This is a genomic window from Candidatus Micrarchaeia archaeon, from assembly GCA_041650355.1.
GTDB lineage: Archaea > Micrarchaeota > Micrarchaeia > Anstonellales > Bilamarchaeaceae > JAHJBR01.
Window position 1 is genome coordinate 1 of record JBAZLI010000010.1, and the last position, 16,754, is coordinate 16,754.

Sequence of the window (16,754 nt, forward strand, 5' to 3'; positions counted from 1 at the left end):
GTTACCCCCTCGGCTTCAAGGAGCGAGGGGCGCGTAATCGCGACCGGGAAGCTCGGGCAGATTGCGAAGGAAGCGGTGGACAACGTTTCCGCCATCCTGAAGAAATACGAGAGCAAGGACCTTTCCCAAAAAGACATCCACATACAGTTTCTGCAGACGTATGAAGGAGTGGAGGGGGACAGCGCTTCCATCTCTATTGCGGTCGGGGTTATTTCCGCCCTTGAAGGGATTCCTCTGGACCAGAGCTTCGCGCTCACAGGCTCGCTTTCAGTGCGCGGCGATTCGCTTCCGGTCGGAGGGATAAACGGCAAAATTGAAGCCGCGATAGACGCAGGAATGAAGAGTGTAATCATCCCAAAAGCCAACGAGATGGACGTTTACCTCCCGAAGGAGTCGCTCAGCAAGATAAAGGTCATTCCTGTCTCAACAATCGCTGAGGTTCTTGATTACGTGCTTGAGGACAGCCCCAGGAAAAAGAAATTGGTTTCTGAAATAAAGAAGAACATGAAAAAAGAGGAAAAGAATTAGGCGTTTCTCGTTGTATCTGTAAATTGTATCAGACTGCGCATACTGTAATTTACAGATGCCCAAAAAATTTATGAAATTTTCCAGCCCCTTCCATTGTTGCCAGGGCATGCCTCAAATCCTTCACGCAGTGCTGGATATGCGGCTCCGCCTCCGCGCTGTCCAATGCAGGCGTAAATGCCTTCTCCATGCGTTCGTAGGATTCCAGCACATGCTTCAGCAGCTTCGGTTCGGACCGCAGTTTATAGGCCGCCCCCTTTGCTTCCTTGTAAGCAACCGCCGCACGTTTAGCGCATTCGGCCGTGCAGTGAGCACCACCGCTCAAATACCTCTCCGCTGCCGCAGCGCAATCTTTCAATGCCCTAAGATGATTTCCTTCGCGTGCTTCCAACCAGGCCTTGCACCTCCACGCATCTCCAAGCTCCTGCCGATTGCCTGGCCCCGATTTTTTTATACATTTCAATGCCCAGCACATCGCATCCTTGAACAGGCCGTGGTCCCCGCTATTGGAGCCGGATTTGAGAAACTCGTCTGCTTCGCGCAGTTTCTTCAGCGCCTCCTCAATTTTACCCTCTTCCAAAAGATGTTTTACGCTCTCTTTGCATTCAAAGATTCTTTCCCTTATTTCCGCGGCGCCAGGCCCGTTTTTGGGCTCCACCAAAATCCGTTCCCCTGGGCCGTTGCCCAGTTGTGCGAGTCTTGACCCTGTGCGCCCAATCTTGGACTCCGTCAGCAGTGGTTCGCTGGGTGATATATAACCCTTGGATCCGCAGTTATACCATGGTTTGCGTGTCATAATAACCCTCAAATCATTCAGTTTTCTCCATCCGGTTTCCAGCGCGCTCCAGGATTGCAGATGCAAAACCTAATCTTATCCTTTAACTTCAGCACTTCCTCTCTACCCAGATGCGCTCTGGCCACTTCCATGGCTTCTGTATCCGCCGCATTGGCCTGTTCCATGAAATAGCCCTCGCTATTCCACATATATCTCTCTATAGCTATGCCATAACTGTTCACGGCAGCTTTGTAGTTGCCTGAATGTGCCTCCAGGTAAGCTTTAAGCATCCACGCGTCGCCGGCATTTTTTTCCGTTTCTTCTATTGCTTCTGTCCTGAAATCTCCCTTCCTTATTGCCGCCACAACACAGTCCTTTGCTTCGTTGAAAAGGCCGCGGTCTCCCATTCTCAGGTTTATTTCCCCTGCGGCTTTTTTGCATTCAAGAAGCGCATCCGCATATCTTTTGTTTTTGATAAATTCATGCATCATTTTTTTGCGCCTGTCAATCTCTTCTGGTTCCAGATACCTTTTCGGTCCAGTTCTAGAGTTGCCCGGTTCGCCCTTTTGCTCACCTTCGCACATAGGATTCGGTAATTCGGGGCTGTCGTGCCTACGAACAGCCAGCTTCGGCACGTTTCTTGTTCTCCACTCTTCTTTGGTATGCATATTTGCACGTGCATTGGGTTCGCATCTTCGCGCCATATCATTACCTCTATTTTTTAAATGTGTTAGAAAGAGTAATAGTATAAAATGTTTAAAAATGTAAGCAAATTACGTTTCCGCCATCTTGCCCAGATTGCCAGCAGCATCTAAAAGCTTTTTAGCGATAGGCCCAATCTCCTGGTTCAAAGCCCGGTATTCTCTCGCACTCAGTTTTTTTGCCTCGCCACGCAAAATAGCCCGTATTTCTTCTGATTCCGGGCAATCGCCAACGTTCGCGATTACCTTCTTTATATCTTCTTCATAAAGCTTAAACGCATTCTTGTGTGCCAGAATGGCGGGATAAAATTTTCCTGAATCCAGGTCTTTCTCCGCAGCTTTAAAATGGCATCCAAGGGCGCCTGCATAATGCTTCAGGGCGCGTGCATAGCTCTCAAGCGCTGAAGCTTCATTCCCGACGCATCTTTCACTCATACCCCGCACATTTTCAATCCAGCCCATGCAACTAAGCGCATCCGCTTTCTTCTGCAATTCGCATTCCTTTCCCATCGCTTTTTCGCACTCCTCTAAAGCCCAGCCGCATAGCTGAATTTCCTTGTCCTTAAGGTATTTTTCAGCCATTCCCACGGCATTCCCCATGACATTTTTCGCATCCCAATAGTCGCCTCCGCGTAAATAAGACGCAAAAGCGCGTTTGTAAGACTCGAGCGCATTTTCGCAATTGCCCACCATGCACTGCAGCTGTGCCAAGGATGTAAGGTTTTTTGCGGCGTCTCCGTACCGCCTTGCCTCAAGATAAAGCGTCCCTGCTTTCTCCAGAAGGGCCAATGCTTCCCCTATATTCTGGTTTGTAGTAATCCTAAGTTCTCCCATCTCCCTGTATGTTTCTGCGAGCTTGCCCTTTATTTTCGGCATCTCAGCGGATTTTTTGGTATCGAATCCGGCGTTCTGCCCTTGTTCAAGCAGCTTCAGCCTTTTCACGTATGATTCTTCTGCAAACGCGTATATCTCTAACGCCCGTTCGGCTTCACGCGTACATTCTCCATGCATAATCCCGCAGTAGATTGCCAATTCCAGCGCAGCTTTGCGATAAAGATCTCCGGCTTCTGCATACTTACAAATACCATATGATCTTTTAGCCGAAGCCAGGCATTTTTCTATTCTTGCGTTTAGGCCGAAGTAATCCCCCATTAATCCCTCAGTTAATAATTTTGGATTATCTAAATTCCGCAAATTTGAACCCGTACGTTGCTTGTATCTGTATTTTTGGACCATAGCCTATCACGCAGCAGTGTTAGAATAAGTAATGATATAAAATGTTTAAAAATGTAAGCAAATGAAAGACTACTGCCTCACTACCACTTTGTCCCCTATGCTGCTTATGTCCTCGAGCATCACGCTTATCTTCCTCTCGAACGGCGTTTGAACGATGAGCTGGCCCTCCTTCATGTTCACTCCCACGACTTTTCCAATGTAGCTTCCGCCTTCGCCTATAAGCTCCTTGCCCTCCAGCTTCATTCCCCTGAGCGCCTCCTCCCGTATCATCTTCACTGCCTGTATAACGCCGTAACCAGCGAGCAGGCTCACCAGTATCGTGAGCAGGAAGTCGGCGAAATTCACGTACGGCGGAGATATGTTCAATATCCAGTCGCACCCTATCTTGAGCAGCATGGTGGTGAGCATGATGGCGCTCCCGTAAAGCCCGTACCTCGTAATGAGGAATTTCCTCTTCTCGGCCAGTGCGTCCAGGGATTTCCCTACCAGTATGAACAGCAGCGCCCACGGAGTGATGAGGAGCCCTGCCCTCACCGCGTACGCGATTACCTTCTCCCCGAGCAGCTGCATCGCGGACGCTTCAACGTAAGCCTGGTACACCGCCACCGCGGAAAGCCCGAGCAGCACTAAAGAAGACGTGTAAGCTATCCAGCTCGTCTTGTCTATGGAGAACTTGAACTCGCTCATCACGCCGCTTATCCTCTCGTCTATCCCGAATCCCTTGAGTATGAGGTAAGTGCCCACGAGTATGCCTATGGGCTGCCATCCGTATCCGAACTGGCTCGCGAGCGAGAGCAGGAATATTATCATCGCCGGGACCCCGAGTATGATTTTCGCGTAGTAAGGGTCCTTGAGCTTCTCCAGTATCACGAAATACGTCTTCTCGAGCTCCTTCGCCTGCTTTATCACGACAACTTTCGACGAGTTTATCTTCATCCTGCTCTTCACTATCGGGAGCATCTCCTCGTCCGAGGCCCCGTCAGATATGAACACGCAGGTTTCCGCGTGCGTCTCCTCTATTATCTTGTCCATCTGCTTCGAAATCTCCATGTCCGCGCGGTAGCCGAGCTTCTTGTGCCCGGTGAGCGTGGCTACAACCACGTTCTTGTCCTCGCTCTTTATCTCGTCGTAAGTCTTTATTGCGGAAAATATGGCGTTCGCGTCCGGGTCCTCGGGGTCAGCGAGCGCGAGCTTGGTCGCAGCCTTGATGTTCTCGTCCCTGCCTATGACCGGGCCGTGAATCTTGGCCTTCTCGAAAAGGTCGTTGTCCCTGTCTATGCAGAGCACGAGAATGGGATTCTCCATACTGAGCATTATTCAAAATCTATTTAAATATGTTATCCATCCATACTATTGCTATTGAAGAGTTAGAAGCGTTGATTGAGACTAACAGGGTTTATTATTTCTCATGAACAGATGAACGGCAAACGCATAATGCGCTAATCATGCTGATTGAAGTGATTTGATGGAAGACGAGAAGAGTTTCGCGTACCCCGGGAAGAAAATCGGGGAGGCGGAAGAAGCCGCGCCCGGAAAGGGCGCGTACGAACGCGACAACGAGATTTACGCCGCAGTGCCCGGAAGGGTCGTGCGCGAGCACGGCGAAGTTAGCGTGCTCTCCAAGAAGGAAGTGGTGCGCATCCACCCGGGCCAAGTAGTGTACGGGATAGTTTCCGAAGTGATGGAGAACCTCGCGCTCATAGAGATAGAGCCCCTGGTGCGCGGCCGCGAGCGCTTCTGCCCAGCCCAGGATTACGGCGTGCTCAGGGTGATGAACATACGCGAGGGGTTCGTCCCGACCGCCAAGACAGAGATGAAGCGCGGGGACATAGTGAAGGCCCGCGTGGAAGACGTGAAGATAGGAATCGCGCTCAGCACGAAAGGCTTCGATTTAGGCGTAGTCAAGGCGTACTGCGGGGCCTGCAGGCACGAGATGGCGCTGGCCGGGCCTGCGGTGAAGTGCACGTACTGCGGCAGGACCGAGAGGCGCAAGCTCGCCAAATCCTACGGGCACGAAGTGACGCTCAACGAGATAAAGTTCTAAGCAAGGTTCAGGTGAGCAAATGGAGATAAAAATAATAAATCACGAGAAGACGCTGCTGGAGTTCGAAATCTTCGGGCACGAGTCCTACACGCTTCCCGAGCTCATAACCGGCGCCCTCTCCAAGAACGACGCGGTTGAATTTGTGTCCTACAAGGTGGACCATCCGACGGTCGGGAAGCCCCGTATTGTAGTAAGGACAAAGAGCAAGGACGCGCTGGACCTCACCCTCGGCGCCATAGACGACATGCGCTCCCAGATAACCGACCTCAAGAAGGCGCTCAAGAAAGCCAAGTGAGCGTGGTCCTGGTGGACTTGAAGAAGGTCGGGGAGAAGCTTACCAGGTTCGAGGAGAGCACTGCCCAGATTTCCATCCTCATCGTAACCCTCATATTTTACCTGCTCACAAAGAGCCCCATATTCGGAGTGCTGGTTGCAGTAGAGTTCATCGCCTTCGTTTTCATAGAAATCCAGCAGGGCGTGCAGCACCACGGCGTGAGGTACGAGATGTACGACACGCTGAAGTCACTGGGAATCGCGGTGCTGCTCTGGCTTTCAGTATCCGTGCTCCTGGGCACATCGGTGCCGATAAGCGCCGTTGTCTCGTGTTCCATGCTCCCCAACCTCCAGCGCGGGGACCTCACGATAATACGCGGCGCGACTGCGGCGAGCCTGAACGCGCCCAGGATAGAGATGAGCCCCGAGGATTTCGCGAAAGTTTACTCGCACGAGACTGAAGTGAGTTCGCCTTTGGGAACATTCCTGGTGAACGGCTCGCTCTTTTCCTATTGCCAGGTTTACAAGTACACCGACAAGGTCTGCGCCGATTTCTATTCTTCCCCGTCTCTCTTCGTGGAGAAAAGGGGCCCGCTCTATTTCCATTATTCCAAGTGCCAAAGAAAGGTCCTGGGCACAGATACGGCAGCCGACACCCCGTGCGTGACGTCCCTCACGTACAACGGGCAGGAATTCAAGCCGGACATGAAGAACGACGTCATAGTTTACCAGCCCAACACCGGGGACCTGTTCTCCTACACCGGGGACATAATCCACCGCACCTATTTGGAAATACGGGCCGGCAACTACACCTACGTGCTCACGAAGGGGGACAACAACGACGTGCTGGATATACAGTTTTATGACCACACGCGGAACCTTGCCAACACCCCGGTCCAGGAGAAGAACATAAAGGGCGCGAACGTGTTCGCAATACCCTACGTGGGCTATTTCAAGCTTTTCATCTCGGGGTTCGTGGACGAGCCGCTCTACTGCAATACGAACTTATTGTACTGAACGGTACTGGAATAGCTGAACGAATTGCCCCGGTTGAAGTTTACCTATAGTGCCCTTCCTCCCTTTCCAGCAGCACCAGCTCGTTTATTTTGGCCATGAGCGCGTCCTTCTGCTTCTGCTCGATTTTCATTTTCCCGAGCTTCTCCCTCCACCCTGCTATGGCCGAGAGTATCCTGCCCCCGAGCTGCTCCCCGTCCACATTGTTTGCATAAGCGAGCAGAGTCTTGAGCGCGTAGAGGGATTTGCTCTTTCCCAGCGCATCCACCACCGCGTTCCTGAGCATCCTCGCGCCCTCGCTCCCGTCCGAGGAGGAGAAGAACGAGAAGTGGTGGGTGAGCAGCTTCGTCGCATCATCATCCAGCTCGGAGAGCAGGTTGATTATTTCCAGCATCCCTTCCAGGGAGTTGGTGTAATTGAACATCTCGTTGTACACGTTCATCCTCAGCTGGACCGGCTCGGCCTGCTGCATCTTCTTCTTGAAATATTCGAAATTCTTCGGAATCCTGAACTCCCCGAACTTGGTCAGCCGCTCGTGCATCACGTACAGCATCACCTGCTTCACGTTCGGCGAGTCGCTCCTGTAAATCCGCTTGAGCGTGGCGAGCGCCTCTTCCTTCGCCTGCTCGTTCGCGCTCACAGGGTATATGCTTAGCTTCTTCATCGCGCTGTCCACCTCGTCCAGCGCCTTCTTCCTCTCGGCTTCCTCTTTCGTCGGGAGCTTCTCCTCCACCTTCACTGTTTCCGGCTTCGGCTCCTCTGGTTTCATCTCGCGCCCTATGGCCGCCGGGATTTTCCTTCCCACAGCCGGCTTGCTTCCCGGGATAGGCTTAATCTCAATCTTGGCTGCCTGCGCACCCTCTTTCCCGTTTTTCCTTGCCATGATTATCACTTTTTTAAACCTAATATGAAATTGTCTATACGGTGGTTTCCATTAAAATACTATTCGCAACCGGCAACGCGCACAAATTCGAGGAAGCGTCCGGAATGCTGAAGCCCTACGGGATAGAGCTGGAGCGCCTCAACCTGTCCCGCCCGGAAATACGCGCCGAGGACGTGGAGGAAGTCGCGTTCGCGAGCGCGGAATCCATTTTCGCGGAAGTGAAAAAGCCGCTCATAGTCGAGGATTCCGGGCTGTTCATCCCTTCGCTCAATAATTTTCCGGGCGCTTATTCAGCGTGGGTTCAGAAGAAGCTCGGCAATCCCGGAATTCTCAAATTGATGGCTGGCTCGCGCAACCGTTCCGCATATTTCAAGGCGTGCATAGCCTATGTGGATGAGAACGGCGCGCGCACCTTTTGCGGAGATGTGCACGGCACGATAAGCGGGCGTGAATGCGGCTCCTCAGGCTTCGGATACGACCCCATATTCGTCCCAAAAGACGGCAACCCGGAACTTCTGACGTTCGCGGAAAACGAAACGCTTAAAAACCGTATTTCGCATAGGTTTAATGCTTTTACTGCCTTCGCCAGGTGGTATTCTACTTATACCATAAAAGCAAAAAAAGCAAAAAAGTAAGAACGATTAATGGTGAACCTTAATGGCAAGATTGCATTCAGGAAAAAAGGGGAAAAGCTCCCGCAAGAGGCCCAAAAGCAAGGTGGCCCCGAAGTGGGTTGATTACTCCAAGGAGGAAGTGAAGGACATCATACGCGGGCTGTGCAAGAAGGGCACTCCTCCCACGATGATAGGGATGGTGCTCCGGGACCAGTACGCGGTGCCGATGGTGAAGCCGATACTGGGCAAGACGCTCAACCAGTTCCTCGAAGAAGAGAACCTCCGCCCGCAGTACCCCGACGATTTGCTCAACCTCATAAGGAAAGCAGTCAGGATGCGGAACCACATGAAGGGGAACAAGATGGACGTGCACGGGAAGGTGAAGCTCCTCCACGTGGAGTCCAAGATACAGCGCCTAGTGAAGTACTACCGCAGGAACGGAAGGCTTCCATCTGATTGGAAATACGACGCGGAAACCGCGGCGCTCATAGTGAAGTGACGGTGATTCCCGATGGCAACTCCAAGCAAGAAAACCAAAGTGGTTGACAAGTGGAAGACCAAGCAGTGGTACAACGTGCTTGCGCCCCACATATTCGACAACAAGGAAATCGCCGAGATAATCTCAAGCGACGAGGACAACCTGAAGAACCGCATAGTGTCCATAAGCCTTGCGGAAATCACAGGCCAGCCCTCGCAGATTTCCATTTTCACCTCGCTCAAGTTCCGCGTGATGGAAGTGAAGGGCAAGAGCGCCTACACGAAGCTCATAGGGCACGAGATTTCGCCGTCGTACATAAGGACGCTCTCGAGGCGGAACCGCTCGCTCATCACGTTCGTGAAGGACCTGAAAACAAAGGACGACCAGGTCCTCAGGGTGAAGATACTCGCGATAACAGGGAGCGCGGTCTCGCAGAACACGAAGAAGAACCTCCACCACGCGATAGACGCGGAAGTGAAGAAGATGGCCGAGGAGTTCACTTCGGACCAGCTCATGCAGGAAATCGTGTTCGGCAGGTTCGCGAGCAAGGTGTTCAACCGCCTCAAGCAAATCACGGCGATGAGGCGCGTGGAGACCAGGAAGACCGAGCTCAAGGAAAATCTTTCGTGATTTTTTTCATTTTTCTCCACCATTCTCTATATTCATCCTGATATTATGCGCACCGCGAAAAATCTCCGCATCCACGAGCTTATCGGGCTCCCGGCGGAGATAGTGAATTCCTCGTGCAGGAAATGGATTGGACTAAAGGGAAAAGTCGTGGACGAGACCAAGAACCTCATCGTGCTTGAGACCGGAAAAGGCGAAGTGAAAATACAGAAAGTCTCCTCGGAATTTCTTTTCACGCTTGAGAACGGGGAAAAAGCGGGGCTGAAGGGAAAAGACATCCTCTTCAGGCCCGAGGAAAGAACCAAGAAAGCCCTGTGAACGGTGCTCCTATGTTGCTTGAAGATTTGAGCTGGGACGAAATCAATTCGGAAGTGAAGAAGGACAAAACAATCATCCTGGTGTTCGGCGCGTTCGAGGCGCACGGAAAGCACCTTCCTTTGAAAACAGACACGTTCATTCCCTACGGAATAGCAAAACGAGTAGCGGAAAAAACCGATTCATTGCTTTTTCCTCCTATAAATTTGGGATTCTGCTACACTTTGAGAAGGTTCCCAGGGACGGTCTCGCTTTCCCAGAATACGCTCTCTGCGATTGTGTATGACGTGTTTTCCGAGCTAATACGAAACGGCTTCCGCAAATTCCTGGTGATAAACGGCCACGGAGGGAACGAATCCATAATAAAAAATACATTAAAGGAGATGAGCGACGATTTCGATTTCAAGGCCGCGATAGTTTCATGGTGGAACCTGCTGAAAACCGAGACAGGCCACGCAGATGAGAACGAGGCGAGCGTGCTTCTCGCGCTGGGCGGAAAGCTGAACAAGGAGCCCAAGCAGGAAAGCTTCCAGCCCTACGAGGGCTACGTGGTTCCGGCTCCGTCCGACGTTTTCACGCCCTCCGGCTACATCGGGAGCGTGAAAAGCATAAGCAGGGAAAAAGGGGAGAAAATGGTCCTGGAAGTGGAGGAAAAGCTCGTCAGGATAATAAAAGCTAACCTTGAACTGAAGAAATAGGATGTAGGGCAGGAGCGAATTGGAGAAAGCAGCGATTGGAAAGAATAGCCAGGTGTTACTTATGCTTCCGAACATGAACCCGAAACAGATGGAGAAGATGCTCAAGCAGATGGGCATAAACTCGCAGGAACTGAGCGCGAACCGCGTAATAATAGAGCGGGAAGGCGAGCGCATAATCATCTCAGAACCCCAGATAGTGGAGATTACAGCCCAGGGCCAGAAGTCCTACCAAATCCAGGGCAAGGTTTCTGTTGAAGCGAGCCTGAGCGAAGACGACGTGAAGATGGTAATGGAGCAGGCGAAATGCACGCGCGAGCAGGCGCTTGATGCGCTCAAAAAGTCCAACGGCGACCTCGCACAGGCGATACTCGAACTGTCTAAACAGGACTAATGCCTGCGAACCCGCATTTATAAATTTTTTCATGGAAGGTTTCTCAGAGAATCCAAGAGGTGAAGTCTGTGAAGCCCGCCGGTTTGTTATCTATTATCCTGGTTTTGTTAGCATTGCTCGGCAGCAGCCATGCGCTGTTTCTTCCTTCGAACGACAGCATATACGTGAACAACAGCGCTCCGTGCTACACGCCGCCGCAAACTAATTACGCCACCATTCAGGGCGCGGTGAACGCAGCGAGCAGCGGTGCATCCATAGTTGTCTGCCCTGGCACTTATGCCGAAAACGTGCTGGTGAACAAAACAATTGGGATATACGGCTACAACAGCTCTGTCTTCGTGAACGCTTCCAACTCAAGCATTGCGGTTTTTACGATTTCTGCCAACGGCGTGAACATGAGCGATTTCGTGGCGCAGGGCTCTGATCTCGCAGGAATATACCTGACTGGCGGCAATTCTCATTTGTACAACCTCACCGCCACAAGCAACGAGCTCGGATTCTACTTCGTGAACAGCTCGGGAAATACTATAATTGAGAACCAGGCTTTCGGAAACAACGACAGCGGGTTCTACCTGGATTCAAGCAACGGGAGCAATTTTTCCTCAAACATCGCATACAACAACGGTCATGATGATGAAGTTTACGCATTCAACGGCTTCACCCTGATAGACAGCCACAACAACCTGTTTGAAGACAGCCTCGCGTACAACAACTCGGACTTGGGATATTACATCTCATCATCCACCGGCAACGAGTTTTCTGATTCCAACGCGTACAACAACTCAATAGGCGGCTTCTACATCAAGCTCTCGACGGCCAACGAGTTCGAATCCTGCGAGGCCAATCTTAACGACGAGTACGGATTCTATCTGAACAACTCGTACGCGAACACCATAACCGGCTGCAATGCCTCCAACAATTCTTTTGAGGGCTTCCAAATCTCCTACAGCGACAACAACACCATACTTTCATCCGAAGCTTCTTACAACACCATAGGATTCTACCTGGATAGCAGCAGCGGCAACAACCTCACCGGCGACTCGGCGTTCGACAACAGCTACATGGATTTTGTAAACCTGCTAAACCTGCCGTCGTTAGTCCTTAATATATCCGAACTCGAAATTGACACGACGTACTGCGACAATATAGTAGTGAACATGACTGGCTCGAGGGGAAAGCCCATATTCTATTCCAACGAATCAGCGAACCTGAGCAGCACCGAGCTTTCCGAGCTGTTCATCTGCAACGCGGATTATTCAACCCTGGACAATCTCACCATCCACGGCTCAGATGTTGCATCCAACAACGGCGTGTTCTTCGTAGGCACGGACAACTCCGCGCTCTCGAATTCCCAGGCAACGGACAACCTGTTCGGAGTTCTAATCATAAAATCGACGAACAACACCGTAGGCAATGTTTCAATAGACAACAGGGGGATGGAAGATTCCCTCCTGGGCCTGGTTGTGATTTTCAATTCCACGGACAATACGCTCACCAATGTTTCGGTGTACTACGCCATGGTCGGCGCCCTTAACGGCCTCTATTCCAACAACAACAATTTCTCCGGCCTCCAGATTTCGGACACCGAATTCGGCATATTGAACGTCTTGGCGTCCAACAACAACACTTTCGAATACGCAACTGTGAACGGCAGCATGATAGGCTTTTCGGACGGGGCGTTTCTGCTGTACTACCTGTTCCAGGACGGGTCCGTCCACGACGTCCTGGAAGAGTCGTGCTTCGACAACACGATTTCAAATTCGCAGTTTTACGGTAACCTGTACGGAATGTTAATGATGGGCTCCCAAAACAGCCACATCCTCTCCAACAACCTGACCACCAGCATATACTCATTTGGATTCATAGAGAGCCAGACTTTCGACTTTGCGAACAACATCATGCGCAACTCCACCTGCGCGATAGCGATGGAGGCGTCGGAGCTCAACTTTTCAGGGAACAACTACTTCTTTTCCCCGATGACGGACGAGGAACCCGAATTATATTCCGGCTTCCGGGGCAGCAGGGTGCTCCAAGGCGGGCTGGCTGCAGAAATAGAATCGGCATTAAACGGCATGGAAAGCAATTTTGCCCCCTCCTCGCTGTATGCTCTGGAGATGATAATCGAAGATTCCACGCTCGGCACGCGCGGGTACAACTTCACGACTGATTACCTGAGCTTCGGGCTCAATGCAACAGATGTGGTAATACAGGTCCTGAACATAACCGAAGCCGGACTTTCAGGGACGAGCATACGCTCCATAAGCGGCATGCACATAAGCTCCGCGAAGATAGTTCAGTCCAGCCAGGGCACGTACTACGGGCTCAACGTTACCTCGGCATCCGAGTATGCGTCCTTCCTGCCCACGTTCTACTACAATTCCTCGGACCTCACGGGTTACGATACGGCCCATCTCGGCGTAGGCGCCTACGCGAGCAGGCGCTGGAGTTTCCGCCCCGCGAACGTGGACGAGAACGCCACTTCCCTCACTCCGATTGATCCCATAACCCCGTCCACTTATTACATACCGATTGCATACGCGCCAGGAGGAAGCGGGGGCAGCAGCGGGACCTCGAGGAGGAACCCCACGCTGGATTACTCGTTCAACTGCACGTCTGGGCTGCTTGAGATAACAGCCACTTATTCCGAAGATGCGCTTTCCGGCATCCCTGTGAGGCTTTACCTGAATTCGGACTACGGCGCGCTCATGGACGAACAGGACACGGATTCCGGAGGTATCGCCCCGTTCACGATAACGCAGGGCGGCACTTACTCCGCAGACTCGCTTTCATCAGGTTCGTACAATCCCGCGAGCGTAGGGCCTTTCGAGCTCGCGCTGTGCAACCGGCCTCAGGAAGAGCCTCCTGCCTCCAACCAGACCAACCAAACCCAGGGAGGAACCCCTCCTGTCCCGCAGGAGAACCTTTCGTTGAACGAAACTTCCGCGCCTCCAGCGCAGAACCTCACAAACGTGACGCAGAACGAGACCCCGTACGTTCCGCCCGTGACCCCTCCGGTGACTCCGCCCGTGACCCCTCCGGTGACTCCCCCTGCTCAGCCAGCGCAAGGCTATGACTGGAGCTGGACATGGTGGCTGCTCGCGTTCCTGCTGCTCGTGTTGATAGTGGGAGCTGTGCTCTATTACCTGTCTAAAAGGCAGGGATAAAAAAATTGCCCGGGCATTTCTCCTAAAACTTGAAACAAATTCCTCATCCAATGCCAGCGGGTGGCTTGACTCCGACGTTTGCATGTGCCTCGGCCAGCACCGCCTTCATCCGAGAGTCTAGCAGTTCAACTGGCAGGCCGTTTCTAATGAGTTCCCTTATCTGCCAAAGCGCTTCAAGCTGTACGTACCTGTCGGCATGACAAAGCGCGAACATAAGCTCCTGAAGGGCTTCCGGCTCCTGCATTGCAGTCTGGATATCCAGCCTTCTTAATCTCTCAACCAGCATTTCGCCGGTCTCTGATGCCGGAAACGTTCCGAACAAATGGGACAAATTGGATACGCCCCATCTCCAATCGCTCTTGGCCATATTCATAATTGAACTTACATACTCTATGTCAAGCCCTTCCGCCAGTATCACTCTGTAAAGATGCGTTTTCCCGCCGTTCAGTATTCCGCCTTCATGTATGCTGAGGGCGAACAAGGCGTTTATCCTTACATCCTGGCTTTCATGGGACGTGCCCTCTTTCACCAGGGCCGCAGTTGCCTCATCGAGCCTCGCCCCTTCCTTTACCGCGAGGAAAAGCGCGTCCGCGGAAGTTTCGGCAACATACCAGATTTTGTGGGACATGGATTCTGCAAGGAAATGGAGGAGTGGCTGGAGCTCGCAGCCATGCCCCATGGATGCGGATTCCCTGCACGCTTCCACAGCTACAAATCGGATATCTGCGTCCTTTTCCCTAAGCCCGCTCTTCAAAATCCCTATGTAAGGCTTCAGGCTTCGGCCGCTTTTGACCTCTTCCTTTATTCTATTGAGCGCGTTTAGCTTGCCCGACATGCTTCCATCCTTGAAATAGGCCGCATACGCGGCTTTTGAATCCATTACGGGGCGCCCGGCAGGCTTAACTGGGGGGCGAGAAACGATACGAAAAGCGACCAAGGCACTACCCATAATTTATCACTAAAATTCATTTCTTTTTCTTCAACCTTTTAAATCTATGCCCTATTTTCGGTCAATCGGTTCCATTTTCTTCAGCATTTCGAGCGCTTCGTCGAAAAACCCGCCCAGCGCAAATGCTTCGGCAGCTTCATTGAATTTTTCCGCTTTTTCGAACGCTTCCGCCGCCTCTATATAAGCGCCAGCGCGCAAATAACTCGTGCCTGCTTTTGCGTATTCCCAGAGAGCCCTGCCAAAATTATTGTCCTCGTTGCACAGTTCAGCGCATCTCTTGTATATGTTCCCGGTTGCCATGTTCGCGGACTTCACTGCTCTGGAGGTTTCATCATCCGCCCTTTCTGGTTTATCCGCGGCTTCGCGAAGTTCTTTCTCCGTATTAGGTATAATTTTCGTTCCTAACTCGAAAAACCTGTCTATCGTATTTTTAGGTATCCGCCCCTTTCCTATCCGACTAACTAATATCCGCCCCACTTTGAAAGTAGCCAATGCGTTAAGCTTCTGCACAGTATTTCCGTTGGCCATGGTCATCGCTTTAATGTTATTATTTATAGGATACTGTAGTTCTATGTTTCAAATTCTTTATTAAGCTTTTCCCCGAACTAATAGCAAATTCTGCTTTGTGGGTGAGCTAGTGGCCTATGTAAAATGGTTTGAGCAGTTGAGCAGATCCAGCCTCGCGGAAGCAGGCGGAAAGGGTGCGAACCTCGGCGAAATGGCGAACAACGGCTTCCCAATCCCCCCTGGTTTTGTCGTGGTGAGCAGCGCGTATTTCGACCATCTCAGCAACAACGGGCTTACCGGCCCCATCACGGACATACTCTCGTCCCTGGACGTCAACGATTCCGATAATCTCAACCGCGCGAGCGAGCAAATAAAGTCCCTCATACTCGGCGGAGAAATCCCGAGCGAAATAGAGAAGGAAATCCGCTCGCAATACAAGAAGCTCAGCGAGCGCTCCGGAAAAGAGTGCTACGTCGCGGTGAGAAGCTCGGCAACCGCCGAGGATTTGCCCACTGCGAGCTTCGCAGGCCAGCAGAGCACCTTTCTCAATATAAGGGGCAGCGACAACGTTGTGGAAGCCGTGAAGGAGTGCTGGGCATCCCTCTTCGAGCCGCGCGCGATATTCTACAGGGTGCAGAACAACTTCGAGCACATGAAAGTAGGCTTGGCCGCGGTGGTGCAGCTCATGGTGCAGAGCGAGCGCGCCGGCGTGATGTTCACCGTGGACCCGGTTTCCCAGGATGCGGATACGATAACGATAGAAGGAGCGTACGGGCTCGGCGAAACAGTCGTGAGCGGGCAAGTGACACCTGACACGTACAGGGTGAGCAAGTCGAGGATGGAGATATCGGACAAGACGGTGGCGAAACAGACCTGGATGCTCGTGAAGATAGGGGAGAAGAACCAGCACGCGGACATAAAGGAGGATGCCCAGCAAAGCCAGAAGCTCACTGATTCCCAGATACTCGATTTGGCGAAAATAGGCAAAAAGATTGAGGAGCATTACAATTTCCCTCAAGATATAGAGTGGGCGGTGCATGAAGGCAATCTGTACATCGTGCAGTCCAGGCCCATAACCACGCTGAGGAAAGAACAAACCCCTGCGGTGAGCACGGTGGAAAGCAGGAAGAACACCCCTACCGGAGCTAAACCCATACTGCGCGGCCTTGCCGCATCCCCTGGAATCGGAGTGGGAAAAGTGAAAGTATGCGCGACCGCGAAGGAAATAGGAAAAATGAGCAAGGGTGACATACTCGTTGCACCGATGACCACCCCGGACTTCGTTCCTGCGATGAAAAAGGCAGGCGGCATAGTTACCGATCAGGGCGGGATGACCAGCCACGCGGCCATAGTTTCGCGCGAACTGGGAATCCCGTGCATAGTAGGCACAGGAAGCGCCACCACCGTCCTGAGGGATGAAATGCTTGTGAGCGTGGACGGGGAAAGGGGAATAGTTTACGAGGGCGAAATAGCGGCGAAACCCAAAGCCGAAGCAGGCGCCCCTGGATACGCGAAATGCGAGCCCCCGATAACCGGCACGAAAATCTACGTGAATCTCGC

General features: G+C 52.1%; 19 protein-coding genes. 12 read left to right on the top strand and 7 right to left on the bottom strand.

Annotated features, from left to right (window positions below; all coding sequences use genetic code 11):
- Window positions 1-528 (top strand): S16 family serine protease (locus tag WC488_01375; protein ID MFA5077056.1); only part of this gene is annotated, 528 nt, incomplete at its 5' end.
- 49 nt (window positions 529-577) lie between these two features.
- On the opposite strand, the gene WC488_01380 is transcribed toward WC488_01375, so the two are convergent.
- From WC488_01380 to WC488_01395, 4 genes are all read right to left on the bottom strand, one after another.
- A complete protein-coding gene (locus WC488_01380) occupies window positions 578-1,321 on the bottom strand; it encodes a hypothetical protein (protein ID MFA5077057.1) in 744 nt (247 codons plus the stop codon).
- Between the two features lie 17 nt (window positions 1,322-1,338).
- Window positions 1,339-1,968, bottom strand: coding sequence for a hypothetical protein (locus WC488_01385; protein MFA5077058.1), 630 nt, complete (start codon window positions 1,966-1,968; stop codon window positions 1,339-1,341).
- A 105-nt stretch (window positions 1,969-2,073) separates the two neighbouring features.
- Window positions 2,074-3,237: a hypothetical protein gene (locus tag WC488_01390; GenBank protein ID MFA5077059.1), complete on the bottom strand. Its 1,164-nt coding sequence runs from the start codon at window positions 3,235-3,237 to the stop codon at window positions 2,074-2,076.
- Window positions 3,238-3,306: 69 nt separating this feature from the next.
- A complete protein-coding gene (locus WC488_01395; protein MFA5077060.1) occupies window positions 3,307-4,542 on the bottom strand; it encodes a DUF373 family protein in 1,236 nt (411 codons plus the stop codon).
- A gap of 160 nt (window positions 4,543-4,702) precedes the next feature.
- On the opposite strand from WC488_01395, the gene WC488_01400 reads away from it, so the two are divergent.
- Genes WC488_01400 through WC488_01410 form a run of 3 tightly spaced genes read left to right on the top strand, consistent with a single transcriptional unit; the run spans window position 4,703 to window position 6,571 of the window.
- Entirely contained in the window at window positions 4,703-5,281 is a 579-nt protein-coding gene (locus WC488_01400; GenBank protein ID MFA5077061.1) for an exosome complex RNA-binding protein Csl4, read from the top strand.
- A gap of 19 nt (window positions 5,282-5,300) precedes the next feature.
- On the top strand, window positions 5,301-5,576 hold the full coding sequence (locus WC488_01405; GenBank protein MFA5077062.1) for an RpoL/Rpb11 RNA polymerase subunit family protein: 276 nt from the start codon (window positions 5,301-5,303) through the stop codon (window positions 5,574-5,576).
- Between the two features lie 11 nt (window positions 5,577-5,587).
- Complete coding sequence (locus WC488_01410) at window positions 5,588-6,571, top strand: hypothetical protein (GenBank protein MFA5077063.1); 984 nt, start codon at window positions 5,588-5,590, stop codon at window positions 6,569-6,571.
- Between the two features lie 40 nt (window positions 6,572-6,611).
- Here the strand turns inward: WC488_01410 and WC488_01415 are convergent, their stop codons facing one another.
- Window positions 6,612-7,451 carry a hypothetical protein gene (locus tag WC488_01415; GenBank protein MFA5077064.1) on the bottom strand — a complete coding sequence of 280 codons (840 nt, stop codon included), beginning with the start codon at window positions 7,449-7,451 and terminating at the stop codon, window positions 6,612-6,614.
- Between the two features lie 41 nt (window positions 7,452-7,492).
- Here WC488_01415 and WC488_01420 point away from each other — a divergent pair, with 41 nt between their 5' ends.
- The 7 genes from WC488_01420 (at window position 7,493) to WC488_01450 (ending at window position 13,738) form a co-directional block, all read left to right on the top strand.
- Window positions 7,493-8,086: an XTP/dITP diphosphatase gene (locus tag WC488_01420; GenBank protein ID MFA5077065.1), complete on the top strand. Its 594-nt coding sequence runs from the start codon at window positions 7,493-7,495 to the stop codon at window positions 8,084-8,086.
- A gap of 22 nt (window positions 8,087-8,108) precedes the next feature.
- Window positions 8,109-8,564: a 30S ribosomal protein S15 gene (locus WC488_01425; protein MFA5077066.1), complete on the top strand. Its 456-nt coding sequence runs from the start codon at window positions 8,109-8,111 to the stop codon at window positions 8,562-8,564.
- Window positions 8,565-8,576: 12 nt separating this feature from the next.
- Entirely contained in the window at window positions 8,577-9,173 is a 597-nt protein-coding gene (locus WC488_01430) for a hypothetical protein (protein MFA5077067.1), read from the top strand.
- Window positions 9,174-9,218: 45 nt separating this feature from the next.
- On the top strand, window positions 9,219-9,488 hold the full coding sequence (locus WC488_01435; GenBank protein ID MFA5077068.1) for a ribonuclease P protein subunit: 270 nt from the start codon (window positions 9,219-9,221) through the stop codon (window positions 9,486-9,488).
- Between the two features lie 11 nt (window positions 9,489-9,499).
- The gene (locus WC488_01440; GenBank protein ID MFA5077069.1) at window positions 9,500-10,183 is read left to right on the top strand and encodes a creatininase family protein; all 684 of its coding nucleotides are present in this window, start codon (window positions 9,500-9,502) and stop codon (window positions 10,181-10,183) included.
- Between the two features lie 61 nt (window positions 10,184-10,244).
- Window positions 10,245-10,574 carry a nascent polypeptide-associated complex protein gene (locus WC488_01445; protein ID MFA5077070.1) on the top strand — a complete coding sequence of 110 codons (330 nt, stop codon included), beginning with the start codon at window positions 10,245-10,247 and terminating at the stop codon, window positions 10,572-10,574.
- Window positions 10,575-10,687: 113 nt separating this feature from the next.
- A complete protein-coding gene (locus tag WC488_01450; GenBank protein ID MFA5077071.1) occupies window positions 10,688-13,738 on the top strand; it encodes a right-handed parallel beta-helix repeat-containing protein in 3,051 nt (1,016 codons plus the stop codon).
- Window positions 13,739-13,781: 43 nt separating this feature from the next.
- Here WC488_01450 and WC488_01455 read toward each other — a convergent pair whose 3' ends face one another.
- Window positions 13,782-14,618: a hypothetical protein gene (locus tag WC488_01455; protein ID MFA5077072.1), complete on the bottom strand. Its 837-nt coding sequence runs from the start codon at window positions 14,616-14,618 to the stop codon at window positions 13,782-13,784.
- A 120-nt stretch (window positions 14,619-14,738) separates the two neighbouring features.
- Window positions 14,739-15,215, bottom strand: a complete 477-nt coding sequence (locus WC488_01460) for a hypothetical protein (protein ID MFA5077073.1) — start codon at window positions 15,213-15,215, stop codon at window positions 14,739-14,741.
- A gap of 109 nt (window positions 15,216-15,324) precedes the next feature.
- On the opposite strand from WC488_01460, the gene WC488_01465 reads away from it, so the two are divergent.
- A partial coding sequence (locus tag WC488_01465; protein MFA5077074.1) for a PEP/pyruvate-binding domain-containing protein occupies window positions 15,325-16,754 on the top strand: 1,430 nt, incomplete at its 3' end.